The organism is Adhaeribacter aquaticus DSM 16391, assembly GCF_000473365.1.
Taxonomy (GTDB): Bacteria; Bacteroidota; Bacteroidia; order Cytophagales; family Hymenobacteraceae; genus Adhaeribacter; species Adhaeribacter aquaticus.
In genome coordinates this window covers 3833540-3848557 of sequence record NZ_KI421517.1, presented here as the reverse complement: position 1 = coordinate 3848557, position 15018 = coordinate 3833540, and the positions used below count along the sequence as shown (strand labels likewise).

13 protein-coding genes are annotated in these 15018 nt (G+C 43.6%); 1 reads left to right on the top strand and 12 read right to left on the bottom strand.

The annotated features are described in order from the left end of the window. Positions 1-94 precede the first annotated feature (94 nt). The 11 genes from ADHAQ_RS0119205 to ADHAQ_RS0119155 form a co-directional block, all read right to left on the bottom strand. A complete protein-coding gene (locus ADHAQ_RS0119205) occupies positions 95-1456 on the bottom strand; it encodes a DUF2254 domain-containing protein (protein WP_157433464.1) in 1362 nt (453 codons plus the stop codon). 47 nt (positions 1457-1503) lie between these two features. After that, the gene (locus ADHAQ_RS26320) at positions 1504-2325 is read right to left on the bottom strand and encodes a TIGR04290 family methyltransferase (protein WP_034256929.1); all 822 of its coding nucleotides are present in this window, start codon (positions 2323-2325) and stop codon (positions 1504-1506) included. A 113-nt stretch (positions 2326-2438) separates the two neighbouring features. Beyond that, the gene (locus ADHAQ_RS0119195; protein WP_026464325.1) at positions 2439-3530 is read right to left on the bottom strand and encodes a CgeB family protein; all 1092 of its coding nucleotides are present in this window, start codon (positions 3528-3530) and stop codon (positions 2439-2441) included. Continuing rightward, positions 3527-4636, bottom strand: coding sequence for a CgeB family protein (locus ADHAQ_RS26315; RefSeq protein WP_034257479.1), 1110 nt, complete (start codon positions 4634-4636; stop codon positions 3527-3529). The genes ADHAQ_RS0119195 and ADHAQ_RS26315 overlap by 4 nt, the downstream gene beginning before the upstream one ends. After that, entirely contained in the window at positions 4629-5765 is a 1137-nt protein-coding gene (locus ADHAQ_RS0119185) for a CgeB family protein (protein WP_026464324.1), read from the bottom strand. Before ADHAQ_RS0119185 ends, ADHAQ_RS26315 begins: the two co-directional genes overlap by 8 nt. 32 nt (positions 5766-5797) lie before the next feature. Continuing rightward, positions 5798-6895, bottom strand: a complete 1098-nt coding sequence (locus ADHAQ_RS26310) for a glycosyltransferase (protein WP_034256928.1) — start codon at positions 6893-6895, stop codon at positions 5798-5800. A gap of 3 nt (positions 6896-6898) precedes the next feature. Beyond that, positions 6899-7939 carry a Gfo/Idh/MocA family protein gene (locus ADHAQ_RS0119175; protein ID WP_026464323.1) on the bottom strand — a complete coding sequence of 347 codons (1041 nt, stop codon included), beginning with the start codon at positions 7937-7939 and terminating at the stop codon, positions 6899-6901. A 156-nt stretch (positions 7940-8095) separates the two neighbouring features. Further along, positions 8096-9103, bottom strand: a complete 1008-nt coding sequence (locus ADHAQ_RS0119170) for an MDR/zinc-dependent alcohol dehydrogenase-like family protein (protein WP_211240597.1) — start codon at positions 9101-9103, stop codon at positions 8096-8098. Then, positions 9103-11166, bottom strand: coding sequence for a GDP-mannose 4,6-dehydratase (locus tag ADHAQ_RS0119165; RefSeq protein ID WP_026464321.1), 2064 nt, complete (start codon positions 11164-11166; stop codon positions 9103-9105). Before ADHAQ_RS0119165 ends, ADHAQ_RS0119170 begins: the two co-directional genes overlap by 1 nt. A 40-nt stretch (positions 11167-11206) precedes the next feature. Further along, positions 11207-12325 (bottom strand): NAD-dependent epimerase/dehydratase family protein, encoded by a 1119-nt coding sequence (locus ADHAQ_RS0119160; RefSeq protein WP_026464320.1) that lies wholly within the window; start codon positions 12323-12325, stop codon positions 11207-11209. A gap of 28 nt (positions 12326-12353) precedes the next feature. Then, on the bottom strand, positions 12354-13073 hold the full coding sequence (locus ADHAQ_RS0119155; protein ID WP_026464319.1) for an SDR family oxidoreductase: 720 nt from the start codon (positions 13071-13073) through the stop codon (positions 12354-12356). Between the two features lie 382 nt (positions 13074-13455). Between ADHAQ_RS0119155 and ADHAQ_RS0119150 the strand changes: the two genes are divergently transcribed. Further along, a complete protein-coding gene (locus tag ADHAQ_RS0119150) occupies positions 13456-13929 on the top strand; it encodes a hypothetical protein (protein WP_026464318.1) in 474 nt (157 codons plus the stop codon). Positions 13930-13931: 2 nt separating this feature from the next. On the opposite strand, the gene ADHAQ_RS0119145 is transcribed toward ADHAQ_RS0119150, so the two are convergent. Continuing rightward, on the bottom strand, positions 13932-14828 hold the full coding sequence (locus ADHAQ_RS0119145; RefSeq protein WP_026464317.1) for a sulfotransferase domain-containing protein: 897 nt from the start codon (positions 14826-14828) through the stop codon (positions 13932-13934). Positions 14829-15018: the final 190 nt, after the last annotated feature.

The window sequence follows — 15018 nt, the reverse complement described above, 5'->3', positions numbered from 1 at the left end:
TTCTTTAAAAACTAAGTTTAAAAATATGATACAATGTTTTAATATGGGGGTTTAAAATCTTCAGAAGCAGGACTTTTAAAGCAAAAAGAAGAAATCAGGTGCTGGTTATTGTTAAATTTTCCAGGGCTATTTTTCCTGCTTTAACCTGGCAGGTTTCCTGTAACTGGTTTAACATCTCGTTTACCCGTTTCCGATCCTCCCGATTTCTAATAAATTCATCAGCATCTTCCCGAATGGCAAAGGCATGCTTTAAAAGCTCAGGATAATATGTTTGTTCTTTTTTATTTAGATGTATAAGCGTTTTAAGGCAATCCAGAAGCTTCAGAATAACCATGACATCGTTTTTACCATAAGTGCGGATGGGTGTTAAATAATTAAACAACAATTTATCCATAGAAGACCGTGATAATATTACCCGCACTTTTTTATTCTGATCATATAGGTAGGTAGTTTCTTTGGTTTTAAGCCTTTCTGCCAATAATAAGGTCATAAAATCAATGGCATTATAGGCAGTACCAGGATCGTTTATACCCGGGCTTAACGCCTTAACCGCTATTTCGGTTATTTGCCGGAAATTATATTCATAATCAGGTGTTACCATTTCATCTTTAGAAAAGATGAAACACTGATATATTATATCATTTATATTTTTTACCTGGCTTACATCCCGGTTAAATTTTAAAAACGGTTTACCTATCACCATAAAAGTACCTAGAGGCACCATCACTTCCACCAATAAATCATGGTCAGTAACAAACTCCAACAGAACGTCTTTTTCTACTCGCCTTAAATATCCAGACTCTACACTACCAAAAACAACCCAATCATGTTTTTCTATTACTATCTCATCTGTATGATCTTCTATACTTATTTCGCCTTCCCGTTTAAATTCCTGTAGGGCTTTCCGGTAAATCCTTTTAATAATAGTATCTACCTGAATGGATTTGGAGATAGAATGAATAAAATAAACAAACAAAGCCAAACAAAGAATGCCGAACACCAAACCTAGCAAAATACCTATAACCGGAATGGTAGCATTTGATTTCCCGGGCTTAAAACTAAGTATCAGAAATAACGAGTAAATAATAGTGCCTACATTTACCCCCAATACCACCTGGTGTGATTTGTCAGAAACTAATCCGGGTATAACCCGGGGCGAAAGATTAGAGGAAGCCTGGCTTAACACAATCATAACCATGGAGAAACTAAACACCGTCAGGGTAATAGTGCCGGAAGCTAAAATATTTAAAAGTAAACGGGCATTATCCACGTCTTCTTTTAAATTCTTAAAAATAGGAATTTTGCTCTCGAGAAAAGAGCTAAGTCTCGTGCCTTCGAAATACCAGATACAAATAGCTAATACAAAATAAGAACAGGCTATTATGGTAGGCCAAAAAGCAATACTGCTGGTAATCGAAAAATAAGTTTTTTTTACAACTTTTGGAAATCTCTCCATGCCCGTTTCTCCTATTTCCAAGATTAAAAAAATGCTCCCCGACTACCTTATGAAGTGAGTGTACGATTTTTATCTGCTACTTTAGCTTTTACCGCTTCTTCCCAGTTTTGCCCGGTTGCCGATAAATACTCCGAGCTATTCCAGCTGTGCAACTGAGTTGGGTTTTCAGCATCAGGTTCGCAGATATAAATTTCGTGACCTGGTCTGCTTTTAATTTTAAAACCGCAAGAACGAAGCATTGCTTCAATACCAGCATGATTAGGCGCCCACCAATTTGTAATATCCCCGGCTAAGCGGTGTTCAATAAAGGCCATTTTCGGCCAGCCATCCTGCTGCATTTTTTCCCGCCCGTTGATAGGTAAATCTTCCGGCACTTCTGCCACTGCTTCACCAGGCAGGGTTAACGTCTGAAAAATCATCATCCGCTTAAGCTTTTGGCTTAAAATATCCAGCGATAATAAAGGATATCGTAAATGATACAAAACGCCCATGTACCAGATGAGATCAAAATTCTGGTCCAGGCGTGCCACATCGTATACCTGCATGTGGCGGAATTCAATCTGGTCGGTAAAGCCAAATTGGTCGGCTACCCAGGCAGCCTGTTTCAGGTAATGCGGATCTACATCAATGGCTAAAACCTGTGCACCTCGCTTGGCAAGTTCAATGGTATAAAAGCCGGCATTGCAACCAATATCCAAAACATTCCATCCGTTTAAATCAGCAGGAATATTGGGTTCTATTTCTCTCCACTTAAAAGCTGGGAAATCACCAAAAGCATGTTTAGGTGCCGTTTGGGTACCATCAGGCAAATGAATATTATGGAACCAGGGACCTAAGTTTTCAATTTCCTGCTGTATTGAAGTAGTCATGCATTTGTGGTTTATAAAAGTTGCCCTAGGTATACCTAAGGAGCCTTATTTTGGTTTAAAATATATTTTGGGTTCGGCAGAGATTACCATTTTCACTGGTAACTTCTTTGATATTAGACAGTTTTTAAGGCACCGGACAGTTCCCGCACATATTGCTCTACCTCCCGCGCCCGATGAGCGGCTGTGTGCCCATTCAGTACTTTCTGCCTTGCCCGCTCTCCTATAGCTTTCCGATCAGCCTCGGGAATATCTTTTAGGAAAGACAACGTATCTTTAGCTGAATAGGCTACTAATATTTCGGAATCAAAATCAAAAACGGAATCTAAGCCGTCCCAGTAATCGCTGATTATGGGGATGCCACAGGCTGCCGCTTCAAACAGCCGCACACTTGGCGAATAGCCGGCTTTAATCATATCAGCCCGGGTAATGTTTTGCGTAAAGCGCTGGCTGTTGTAAAACTTCCGGTGCTCGGCGGGCGGCAAATGCGAAATGTACTGTGTATTTGCTGGCCATTGCACCGAAGCCGGATACTGCGGGCCAGCCACCACAAATTTACCTTCCGGCCATTGGCGGGCCGCATCCAGCATCAATTTTTCCAGGGGGGGCTGACGGTCATCGCTGTAAGTACCTAAATAGCCTAAACCCCATTGCATTTCCTGTTGTTCCGGAAAGTATAATTCCGGATCAAAAGAACAATACAACGGCTTTGCTTTCGGCGACCCATACTTCTGCTCTAATACCTCCAGGGTTGGTCCACCGGTAAAAGATAAATATAAATCGTATTGCGGAATCAGGTTTGGATGAAGGTATTCAAAATCTTCCCGCTCCAGCTTAGCTAACGTAACGGGTGTATCTATGTCGTAGAATGCTTTTATGCCTTGCGCGGTATTAATCACCCATTGCCCTACCAGCACTCCTTCCGGCACATAAGAGCCAACAATTACTAAATCCGCTTCCCGTACCTGCTCGGTAAATCGGACCTTTAAATCATCTAAAGAAATATACAGTTCCGTTTTGCAATATTTCGGATTAGGCAAATCGCGGTTAGAAGCATACCAAGGCACATCCCGTTCCAGAAACAGTACCTCATGTCCGCGCGCTGCTAATTCCCGAACCAATCCCCGGAAAGTAGTAGCATGCCCATTACCCCAAGACGATGTAATCGATAATCCTATAATAACAACCTTTAATGATTCCTGCTTCATACTAACTCCTCAGTTTTGTTTGTTATTTTATTATACAAGAGCGTTTCCAGCTGATCAGCCCGGTGGTTATAAGTATGAGCTGATAAAACTTTTTTATAAGCAGCCTGACCAATGGCCTTGGCTTTTTCGTCAGTTAAACTGGCTACAATCTGCGCCACTTCTGCCCCACTTTTAGCCACCAAAATTTCTGTATCTGGCTCAAAGAAAAAATCTATACCTTCCCAGTAATCGGTAATAATACACGAAGCGGCACCGGCGGCTTCAAATACCCGGGTTGCGGGCGAAAAACCGTAGCGGGCCATGCTTTCCCGGCTGATATTAAGTACCGCTTTGGGTGTACAATTAAAAGCATTATGGTCTTTAGTATAAACGTGCCCAATGTATTTTACATTGGAGCTCATGGGTTTATCGCCCCAACCGCTACCTCCTATTATAAATTGCTGATCCGGCAACTGTACGGCCACGTCTAAAAAGAAATGCTCTACTCTGGCCTCCCGATCTGGTAATCTGTTTCCCAAAAAGGCTAAGTCGCAGGCAAAGTCAGGATTTGCCGCTACCGGAAAATGAGTAGATGTATCTAAGGCATTATAAATAGGCACACATTTTTTCGCTCCTAATGCTTCATAAGCCTGAATAACAGGTTCCCCGCCGCCGTAGGTCAACACCATATCGTACTGCGGAATGTGTTGCAGGAATGGGTCCTGAGGATTATGATGCACTCGGTCTAAGGTTGCTGGCGCATCCACATCCCAGAAAACAACCATCCGCTCTTTAGTTTGTAATTTCAAAACTTCCGCTTCCAGCAATTCATCAAAAACGCCAACGCCACTGGCTTTTACCACAATATCGGCCTCAGTTGCTTCTTCCAGTACTTTAAAAACGGCTTCTTCCGTAGCCGGATAAACCACTACTTTAGCCCAGTCCGGATCGGCCATGTCGCGGTTTTCCTGCCGCTGGTAGGCATCCGGTTCATAAAAAGTTACCTGATGCCCGCGTCCGTGCAAGGCCCGTATTATTCCCCGGTAATAAGTAGCTGCGCCATTCCAGTAAGCAGAAACCAGGCTGGAACCAAAGAAAGCTATTTTTAATTTTCTTTTATTATGCATAGAATATATCTTCATTTGTATCTACATAAATTTTAGCCGGGGCAATACCTAATTGCTCACAAATTTTTTCTAACTGGCTTATCCGGTGGGCGCAGGTATGATGACGATTAATAGCTTTTAAACCACAGGAAGCTAAATTTTGAGCGATTTTTTTATCGTGCAGCACAGACTGTAAATGTTTTTTCATTTCCTCGCCATTGTGGACTACTAAGAAATCATGACCCGGTCTGAACAAATTTTCGGCATCTTCCCAGGGAGCCGAAATAAGTGGTATGCCACAACTAAGAGCCTCAAACGGACGAATAGTTGGGATTCCCGGCAGGGCTTCTACATATGGCCGGCGAGGCACATGTACGGTGACTTTGTAATTGGCAAAAACTTCTGGTGCTTTGTAATTTGGTAGCCAGCCACCATATTCAATGCCGGCATCAGCCAGAGATTTCAGGGCATGTTCCGGATACCGAACCCCATAGATTTTAGCTTTTAAACCTAATTCTTTAACCGGGTTTATCAGGAACTCATGCAACTCAGCGGTGCGCTCTTCATCGCCCCAGTTGCCAATCCAAACCAGGTCACCAGCATCTTCGGTTTTGGTTCGCGGGTAAAACACGTAATCATCAGCTGCTTCGTGCCAGGTCCAGGCTTTTTTTGTCCAATTTTCTTTTAAATAGATATTTTTAATTACTTCGCCAAAAGCCAGCACCCCATCGTAATTACTTAAATCGTAGGCAGCCATGCTTCCTTTTTCTGTTACCGCACGGTGGTGCGTATCATGAAAAAGCAGTTTGTATTTACTCCTGGTCCGGTGTACCCCTACTCTTCTTACCAACTCATGATCATTCCATTCGTGCACCAGCACCAAGTCGGCCTCATTTAAAACGGCATCTAAATCCAGCGTTTCCAGATTATAAAAATTGGTTTTCAGGCCAGGATAGTATTTCTTTAGTTCTTCCAGCTTTTCTTCACCGTATTCACCCACCAGGTTTTGCAGGCTCCACCCATTTTCTGGTTCATATACCTGCACATCGTGCCCACGAACTTTTAACTCCTGAACAATACCCCGCAAAAAATGCGCATTTCCATGATTCCAGTCTGAAAGCAGGGAATGGTAAAATAACACTAGTTTCATAATTATGTTAAATTAAATCGTCGTCTTATCTGCTACTCTCTTTCAGAAATTAGCTGGTGATATACCCGGTAGTATTCAAAAGCCTTTTGTTTTCCGCTGTATTTCAGTCCCCGCTGTATAGCCCGGAAGCTCATAATATTGCGGATAAATTCATCCTCTATCAGATTATTCAGGCTGGTTTTTAGCTCATCCGGATTATTTGGGTTTACATAAGTAGCTGCCTGTTCCCATATTTCCTGCTGGCTCGGAATTTTACCCAAGACCAACGCACATCCAGAATTAGCGGCTTCTAAAGCCGATAATCCAAAAGGTTCGTATTTGGCCGGTAAAGCAAAAATAGATGCTCTACTGAGGTATTCTTTAATTTCAACTTCGTTAAGCTTTCCTAAAAAACGAATATTCCGGAACGGAAGATCTTTTCCTGAATCTGGGTGAGCAGTCTCCCCGGCCACATATACCGGCCAGCTTAATGAGGCGGCTACCTCGGCTAAGGCCTGAATGTTTTTTGCTTCGTCCCAGATACGGCCCATACTAAAAACAAAAGGTTCTTTTTTGCCATAGCGGAAATTATCGGTATTGCGCCCATTGTAAATTACCCGTTGCTTTTTAAAAGGGCCATATAAGGCAACTGCTTCCGCCAGCATAGCCTTAGACGGAGCCACCACCAGGTCAGCAGCCCGTAAGCCTTCCCCAACTTTTTCCTGGTAGGTATTCCAACTTTCGGGAGCCGGTTCATTTTTTACGGCCTGCCACCACGATTTTACACAGGAGTGCACCACCATTACCACTGGCTTTCCCCAGTTCAGGTTGCCATGCGGAAAATTATTCAGGTGAATTACATCCGGATTAAATTCATTTTTTATATCCAGTAGCCATTGGCCGGCAGCCTCCACATCTGTCCAGGGATTTTCCATCCATTCCAGCTTAAAGTTGCTTTCGTAAACCTGAACAAAAGGCAACTCTTTAACCTGTTCCTGCTGAAAAACAGATAAAGGTGCACCCATGGTAGCCAGAGCCACCTCTATATTTTCCGCTCCCAAGGCCGCCAAGAGCTCAAGCGAATACGTCCAGACACCTCCAATGGTATCGGCTGTCATTAAAATCTTTAGCGGTTTCCCGTCCTGCGCCATGAATTATTTACCGTAAATTCTATCCAGCACCTCGGCCACTTTTACAAATTCTTCGGCTTCCGGACTAAATGTTTCACCGGCCGCCAGGCGGTTCGCCCAAGCTACCCCGGCCCGGCCCGACCAATCGTCGGGTGGAAAGCACATAGTATGGGTTTGGGTACCATAATATCGTTCGGCCACAAAATCATAAAAAGAACCATTCGTATTTTTGAAGGCAACACCGCCGTTGGTACCGTAAAATACCGCACTGATGATGGCTTCCTGCCCGGCTGGCAAATTCCAGGAACAGGTTAACTGCACATGGGTACCGGTTTGTAAGTTTATGCTGGAATTTGCATAGTCTTCCACTATTACATCGGTAGCGGTGATGCGTTTGCCTTTACTGAATAAACTACTAGTAACTTTTTCTACTTCCGGAAAATTTAAGCACCACAAAGCCAGATCCACTAAATGCACGCCCAGATCAATTACACACCCACCGCCTGATAATTTAGGGTCATAAAACCAGGGTTTGTCGGGACCATAGGCATTATGGAAAGTTAACTCTACTCCATAAATTTCGCCTAGTTCGCCAGATTGCACTACCCGGTACACTTCCTGCATGGCTTTTGTGTAGCGATACGATAAATCAACGCCTAATAATTTATCTGCTTCCCGGGCTGCTTCTACTACACGTTTGGTTTCTTCTTTATTCCGGCCTAAGGGCTTTTGGCAAAATACCGCTTTCCCAGCTTCTAAGGCCGCAATGGTTTGCTCCGCGTGTAAGGCACTGGGCGTAGCTATCACGATGCCGTCTACATCGCCAGTAAGCATTTCCTTCAAATCATTAACAACGATAGCATTATCCGCGGTTTTTAAGGCTTCTTCTGAATTAACCTGAACTGGGTCGGCAATATAAACTACTTTGCCGGCCTGGTTATGAGCAATTACTTCCATTCGGTTACGGCCAATCCAGCCTACACCCAGGAAGCCAAGCCTGGGAAGTTGAATTGGAGTGTTTTCTGAAAGCGTGGTGTTTTTATCTAGTACTAAATCTGTTTGCATAGTTTTATTATTTTGCCTGTAGCATTAATGCTTAAGCATAGTCAGTTCTTCTTTTTTACCCGGCTTAAAAAACCCTGACAATTAGCTTTTCATTAGGGCTGGAATATTAATTTTTGATTTTTTCCGGATAGGATATCTACTTTTATTATACCGGTTTTAGAACGTTATCAAAGCTTTCATAAAACCATCCGGACGGTCTTGTAACATTTGGAAAGCCTCTTCTATATTCTCCAGGGCAAAAGTGTGCGTGTAAAGTGGCTGAGGGTTTATTCTTCCTGCTTCCACGGCCTCCACAGCTTCCTGCATACCTTCGAGGTATATTTTAGGATCCCGTTCGTGCGCATTTATTACATCAAGGCCCCGCCAGTTCCAGAGCTGCACATTAATAGACCGCATGCCATCCTGATGGAAACCGGCTATAATTAGTTTTCCCCGTTCAGCGGTTAATTCACCCGAAAGGTTTAAAGGCCATTCTTTCCCGGTACATTCAATTACCCGTTCACAAAATTTACCATTGGTCAGGTTTTTAACTTTTTCAATAATTTGCCAATGGTCGTCGAGTTTGATTAATTCGTCTGCCCCGCATTCCTCGGCTATAGTTAAAGAGAAATCCCGCTGTGATAACGCAATAACTTTGGCTCCGGCCTGTTTAGCCAACTGTACCAATAATGCTCCTAAAAACCCAATCCCAAGGATGGCGACGGTATGCCCGGCTTTAATATCAGAACGTTTAAAAATATTGATGGCACAACCCAAAGGCTCGCCCGGGAAAGGCACACCCGCCAAACTTTCGGGTAATTTTATCAAAGAGTCGGCTTCCGCCACATCGTATTGGGCATAGGCATTATAGGTTATGGCAGCTACCCGCTCCCCTACCTGTACGGAAGTTACTTCTTCGCCAATAGCATCTACTATACCCCAGCCTTCGTGGCCCGGATTACCGGCAGCTATTGGGTATGAAAACCACTCCCGCCCCTGCCAAACCGGGATATTAGAAGCACATAGACCGCAACCTTCCATTTTTATCCGCACCTGGGTTGGCCCAGGTTCAGGTAAAGTTACATCGGTTATTTCTACTGTTTGCGGAGCCGCTATTACGGCGGCCCGCATGGTGCCAACTTTTGTTTCTGTTAATTCAGGTAAATCTACTAATTCAGAATTCATTAGGCTACAACTACTTTAGGATCAACTTTTTCTTCGAGTAAAGCAAAATCGGCCGGCACTTCTATGCCACGGGTTTCGCATAGCCACTTATATAACTTGGCTACGCCTTCCTGAACCGAATGCTTAGGAAACCAGCCAGTGGCTTTTTTAAATTTGCGGATATCAGACACGTAATAGTGCTGGTCACCGGGGCGCCAATCGCCAAACTTGAGCGGAATTTTCTGGCCCTGAAACTCACCAATTAGTTCCAGTAACTCAAGTAAACTGGTCGTATTTTCTGGTCCTCCGCCAATGTTAAAGGCCTGACCTGAAATTTTTGGCATATGTTTCTGAGCAAGCAAAAACGCATCTACCAGGTCTTCCACAAAAAGTACATCCCGCACCTGTTTGCCATCACCGTAAATACTGATTGGGTTATTTTCAATGGCGCGAATAGCAAAGTGGGCTACCCAACCCTGGTCTTCATTGCCATACTGGTGCGGTCCGTAAATGCAGCTCATCCGGAAAACTACCGCCGGAATACCATACGTGCGGGCATAGTCAACCACATACTGGTCGGCGGCTCCTTTGGAGCATCCATACGGGCTATGAAAGTCAAGGGGACGCGCTTCACTAATGCCATGTTTCAGGATTGCCTTATCGGAGGGATTGTACCGGGAACCGTCCGCAATGAACAATAAATCTTCCAGCCCCCCATATACTTTATTGGTAGAAGTAAACACCAGTGGCGGCGGATTATCCATGGTCCGAATGGCCTCTAGCACATTTATAATACCACGGGCATTAATTTCAAAATCATTGATAGGAAAATCAAGGGAGGTGGTAACCGCTACCTGGGCTGCAAAATGAAATACCTGGTTTGCTCCTTTCATCAGGCGTTTTACGGTTTGCAAATCCCGGATATCAGCCACATGTATTTCCAGCCGTTCTTCGTAATTATCGTGCAGCCATTGCAGATTGCGCTCCACGCCATTACGGGATAAATTATCCAGAATTAGGACGCGTTTGCCTTCTTCCAGTAACCGTTTGGCTAAATTGGTTCCTACAAACCCGGCCCCACCTGTGATTAAGCTATATTTTTCTTCGGTTTTAAAATCTGTTTTCCGTTTAATACAGGTTAGCTTACTTAAACCTTCTATTCCATTTTCTGCCCACAGGCGGTACAATAATTTAGGAGTGCCATCGGTGCGCTTTAAGCCAAAATAATATTCCCGGTCGTCTACATGAAAGCCGCCAACTGTTGAAAGTTCCGGATCCAGATCGTGCATGCTGTACCAATAAACCTTAGCCACATCCGCTTTTAGAATATTCCGAAATTCCTGTAATTGTTTATACTCATCGTGTTGCCAGGTAGAGAACCCGGCTTCTGTAATCCAGATCTGAGCAGCCGAATTATTTTGCACCAGCACGTCCTGTACTTTTGCAACATTTTCTTCCCAGCCTTCCCATAACTGGTCAAAGACATCCGGGAAACCATGAATACCAACGGCATCTATGTATTGCATTACTCCCCGGTCAAACATCAGTTGCAGCCAGTTCGGATCAATAGGGCTCATTCCACCTAAAGCAGTTTTTTTACCCCGCTGTTTCGCCCAATAGGCCGCCCCACCCACCATTTCGGCAAACCGGAACCAGGATTTGTCTAACGTATAATCGTACTCCAGTTTATTATTGGGCTCGTTCCAAAGCTCCACCCACTCAAAATGTTCGCCCAGGTCCGTAATAATTATATCCAGAAAATCGGCAAATGCTTTTGGTGTAGCTGGCGGCGAGGAGGTACGCGGTGCTAACCCCAACGATGGAGGGGTATATAAAAAGCAAGGCAACAGGTTAACTTCTTTTGCCAGACGCGGAATTAGCCAATCATACCAATCCTTACCCGCCGGAGTATAATAATCGGCCCAGGAAATACCCGTCCGGAGTTCGGTCACTCCTAGTTCATTCAGTTCAGCCAGTACTTTCTCTACGTGCTCATATTCGCCGGGACGGAACCACTCTACCATACCTATAACCGGATGGGCAGTCTTTTCTTTTTCCACTATTAAATTCGTATTTTTTAACATTGTCCTTTCACATTTAAGCGTAAATCTGCCTCGGCAGAATTTAAACAGTCAACCCCCGGGAGGCTAATTCGGCGCTGGCTTCATTTACCCGGTCATAGGCTATTTGACCTTCTAACCACTCCGCCAACTCTAACAAACCACTATTAAAATCTACCTGCGGATAAAAGCCCAATACTTCATTGGCCAAAGAAATATCTGAATAACAATGGCGGATATCTCCTACCCGGTATTTACCTGTTATTTGGGCTTGTAAATGTTCTTTTCCCATTACTGCCGCCAGACGCTCCGCAATTTCTGAGATCGTGTAGTTATTTCCGCTGCCCACATTAAATACCTGACCGGCAGCTTCCGGTGTTTCCAAAGCCAGGCGGCAAGCTAAAGCGACATCGCGTACATGCACAAAATCGCGTTGCTGCTGGCCATCTTCAAAAATCATAGGCGGATTTTCATTCAGGAAACGGGAAGCAAAAATGGCTAATACCCCGGTATAAGGGTTAGATAAAGCCTGGCGGGTACCATAAACATTAAAGAAGCGCATGGCTACCGTTGGGATATTATACGCCCGGCCAACAATCAAACTCATTCGTTCCTGATCGTACTTAGAAAGGGCATATACCGAAGACAAACAAGGTGTTTTAGATTCCGGTGTAGGAATCGGTGTTAACTCCTGCCCATTTGAGTCCATTACTTCCCATAAACCGGCTTTTAGTTGTTCTAAAGGTCTTTCGAAAGCGGTTACTAATTTCCCGGTTTTATTTTGATAAAGCCCTTCGCCGTAAATACTCATGCTGGAAGCAACTACCAGTTTTTCTACTGGTTTTTGGGATAAACATTCTAACAGAACAGCCGTTCCGGTATTGTTTACATCGGTATACTCGCGGATTTCATACATGCTCTGCCCTACTCCTACCATGGCGGCCAGGTGAAAAACAGCATCTACTCCTTCTAAAGCTTTTAGCACCGCTTCTTTATCCCGAACATCCCCGATTTGCAATTCAACATCAGGATGCAGGTAGTCTGGCCGCTTACAGTTTTTGCCGTGTACCTGTTCCGACAAGTTGTCCAGCGCTCTTACTTCATAACCAAAATTAAGCAACTCATCTGCCAGATGGGAGCCAATGAAACCGGCACCGCCTGTAATCAATACTTTCTTCTTCATAGTTCTTTTGTTTGTTTTTGGTTTAAGGTTAAAAAGGTTGGAGGGTTGGCCTAACGGTTATATGGTTAACCGAAACCTCCGGCGGCTGCATGAGCGCATAAAGCACCGCATCAGCTACTGTTTCGGGTGCCAAAGCACCATAGCCAATATCGTCTGCTGTATGAAAACCCGAAATGGTATTTTTAAAAAAGGCCGTATCGGTTACACCCGGAGCAATGGTAATTACCCGTAAGGTTGGTAAAACCTCCAGGCGTAAGGTTTCGGCTACTGTTTGCAACGCGGATTTGGTAGCCGCATAAATACCGCCGTAGGGGTAAGCCTGGCCCGCTGAAACTGATGAAATAAAAACAACATCGCCCGAACCGGCAGCCAACATACCCGGTACAAAAGCCCTGATTAATCGCAAAGCACCCAGCAAATTTAGTTCAATTACTTTTTGCCATTTAGCCGGATCACCTTCTGTCAGTTTTTCATGAATGCCTTGTCCGGCATTAGAAATTAAAATATCCGGGTGACCAAAATGCGCATTAACTTCCCCATAGAGATTATCTATTTGGGCAGCATTGGTGATGTCGCAGGAAAAAGAAGTTATGCCAACAGGTAAATGATTGGGGGAAGAAATATCGGCTACGGCTGCCTGGGCACCTGCTGCCTGCAATTTAGCAGCAACAGCTAATCCGATGCCGGAGTGACCTCCGGATATAAGGGCATTTCTATTGGTAAGGGTATGTGGCGTAAACGTTTCCAATAAGCAATACGTATAGCGATATAGCTATATTTTGATTTACTATCCTAAAACGTAATTCTCAGCAAAAGGGTTGAAGAAGAAGAAGAAGATGCTTAAAAAAATTATAAATCTTTTCCTTAAAAGTTAATTTGTCTGGAAAAGGCATCCATTCTGAACCTGGAGCAGTCCTAAACTTTAAACTACTAATTCTAATTACCTACAAAACCTAATTAATGTTTGTATTTAATCAACTCGAACCAAAGTGCGGGTAAATGCAGTAATTTTATTTTTGAGATAAGAAAAAAACCTAAAACGCTTCCCTACGTTTCAGCCCATAATTTACTTTTTATGTATTTACCTATTAAAGGTTGTTTTTCAATATAAACAGGAAACTTAAGTTTTTATGGGTTCAGAAAATACTACTGATCAATTAACCAGAGCGTATTTAGCGGAACTTTTAGTAGGTGGCTTTGCCCCTACCGTAATTTTATTACGCGAATTTCAGTATGATAAAGCCGGCCAAATACTTAATGGTTTACATTTTTCTGGTTGGATTTTATTAGGCCACATGCGGGCCCGTCAAAATACGCTTCTGAGCTTTATGAAAGATCCGGAAAATAACCAGGATATCTGGCCGGATGCGCATTGGCCGGAAAACTATGCCCCTGCTTCTGCCGATGAATGGGAAAAAGCCATAGCGGAATTCGAAAAGGAGCTAAACGAAATGATAGACCTGGTTAAAAACCCGGAAATAGATTTATTTCAGGTGCAATCAAATGGCAAAACCCTTGCCTGGGCGGCCATGACTACCTTGCACCACAACGGTTACCACATTGGTCAGCTTAAAACCATAGGTCGGCAACTAGGGGTTTGGTAAACCTACTCCTGGTAAAGCGGGAGTTGCGAGGTAATAATCTGTTCTTTTAGTTCTTCAAAATAAGAGGCGGCCACTGGTGTAAAGGCCGGTAAACCTGATATCTCTTCCAGCGGGTAATTCAGGTATTGTAAAAGCGGGCCTGCCATTATAGCTGCTTTCTCTTGCTGCTCTTTTGTTAGTCCGTTCTTCCAATAATACGACTCCCCTTTTTTCAGGTGTTTTGGGTTTTGCTTCTTAAGTGCTGAAAAATGCATGGCTTCCGCCAGTTCCGCTTTTTGTTCAGGGCCTAATTCAATGCCCAGGTAAGTTAACAATCTGGTCAATTCTCCCTGAAAATCTGCTAAAAAGGCTTCATAAAAAGTTATATGAATATTGTAGGTCTGGCTAAGCCGGAGATGGTCATACACATGCCATACCCACTCGTGCATCAGGTTCTCAAAATTCTTTTGTAAAAACTTATCCGGGTCTGTTTCTGGTTGCGGGTAATATTTCAGCATATATTCCGAGGTGTAATATTTAGCCGCCGATATAGCCCTGTCCCTGGGGTCCCGGATGATGTACACTTTTTTATCAAACAAGTTAAAGACCTCGTCACTCTTCTTGCAAACCGGTGAATGCGTCCAGACGTGCGGGGTTTGCATAATGTATTCAGCCAGGTTCAGAACAGGCATTCTAAAAATACTACTGATCCGGTAGCTGTACTGCAAATCAGTTATTTCCAGCACATCAATTCCCGCCTGACTTGGATAATTTAAATCCCATTCCCGGGCAAGATTATAAATGGGCTGTTGCTGGATAAAAGTTGTGGTATTGTGGCCCGACCGGGACAAAATTTGCTGAATGATTTGATATAACCAGAAGTTACCACACTTGGGTACGCCACCTTGCAGAATATGCATGTATAACCTGTTTGATTTCCGACCTCTCCAGACGAGTTTTATATAGGAAATGTTTTATATTTTTTCCTCAAGAAACGTAGATGATCGGCACTTAAAGGGATAATCAGGAAAAGTTTTGGTCAGTTAACGGCTTACCCGTATTTGAACTATTTACCTGCATTTTTTTTTCTAAGTAAAACCTAAGGAATTA

What these genes read in the sequence shown, in the direction of transcription:
- ADHAQ_RS0119205 (WP_157433464.1), bottom strand. Translation starts at nt 1,456, where the DNA reads ATGGAGAGATTTCCAAAAGTTGTAAAAAAAACTTATTTTTCGATTACC.
- ADHAQ_RS26320 (WP_034256929.1), bottom strand. Translation starts at nt 2,325, where the DNA reads ATGACTACTTCAATACAGCAGGAAATTGAAAACTTAGGTCCCTGGTTC.
- ADHAQ_RS0119195 (WP_026464325.1), bottom strand. Translation starts at nt 3,530, where the DNA reads ATGAAGCAGGAATCATTAAAGGTTGTTATTATAGGATTATCGATTACA.
- ADHAQ_RS26315 (WP_034257479.1), bottom strand. Translation starts at nt 4,636, where the DNA reads ATGCATAATAAAAGAAAATTAAAAATAGCTTTCTTTGGTTCCAGCCTG.
- ADHAQ_RS0119185 (WP_026464324.1), bottom strand. Translation starts at nt 5,765, where the DNA reads ATGAAACTAGTGTTATTTTACCATTCCCTGCTTTCAGACTGGAATCAT.
- ADHAQ_RS26310 (WP_034256928.1), bottom strand. Translation starts at nt 6,895, where the DNA reads ATGGCGCAGGACGGGAAACCGCTAAAGATTTTAATGACAGCCGATACC.
- ADHAQ_RS0119175 (WP_026464323.1), bottom strand. Translation starts at nt 7,939, where the DNA reads ATGCAAACAGATTTAGTACTAGATAAAAACACCACGCTTTCAGAAAAC.
- ADHAQ_RS0119170 (WP_211240597.1), bottom strand. Translation starts at nt 9,103, where the DNA reads ATGAATTCTGAATTAGTAGATTTACCTGAATTAACAGAAACAAAAGTT.
- ADHAQ_RS0119165 (WP_026464321.1), bottom strand. Translation starts at nt 11,166, where the DNA reads ATGTTAAAAAATACGAATTTAATAGTGGAAAAAGAAAAGACTGCCCAT.
- ADHAQ_RS0119160 (WP_026464320.1), bottom strand. Translation starts at nt 12,325, where the DNA reads ATGAAGAAGAAAGTATTGATTACAGGCGGTGCCGGTTTCATTGGCTCC.
- ADHAQ_RS0119150 (WP_026464318.1), top strand. Translation starts at nt 13,456, where the DNA reads ATGGGTTCAGAAAATACTACTGATCAATTAACCAGAGCGTATTTAGCG.
- ADHAQ_RS0119145 (WP_026464317.1), bottom strand. Translation starts at nt 14,828, where the DNA reads ATGCATATTCTGCAAGGTGGCGTACCCAAGTGTGGTAACTTCTGGTTA.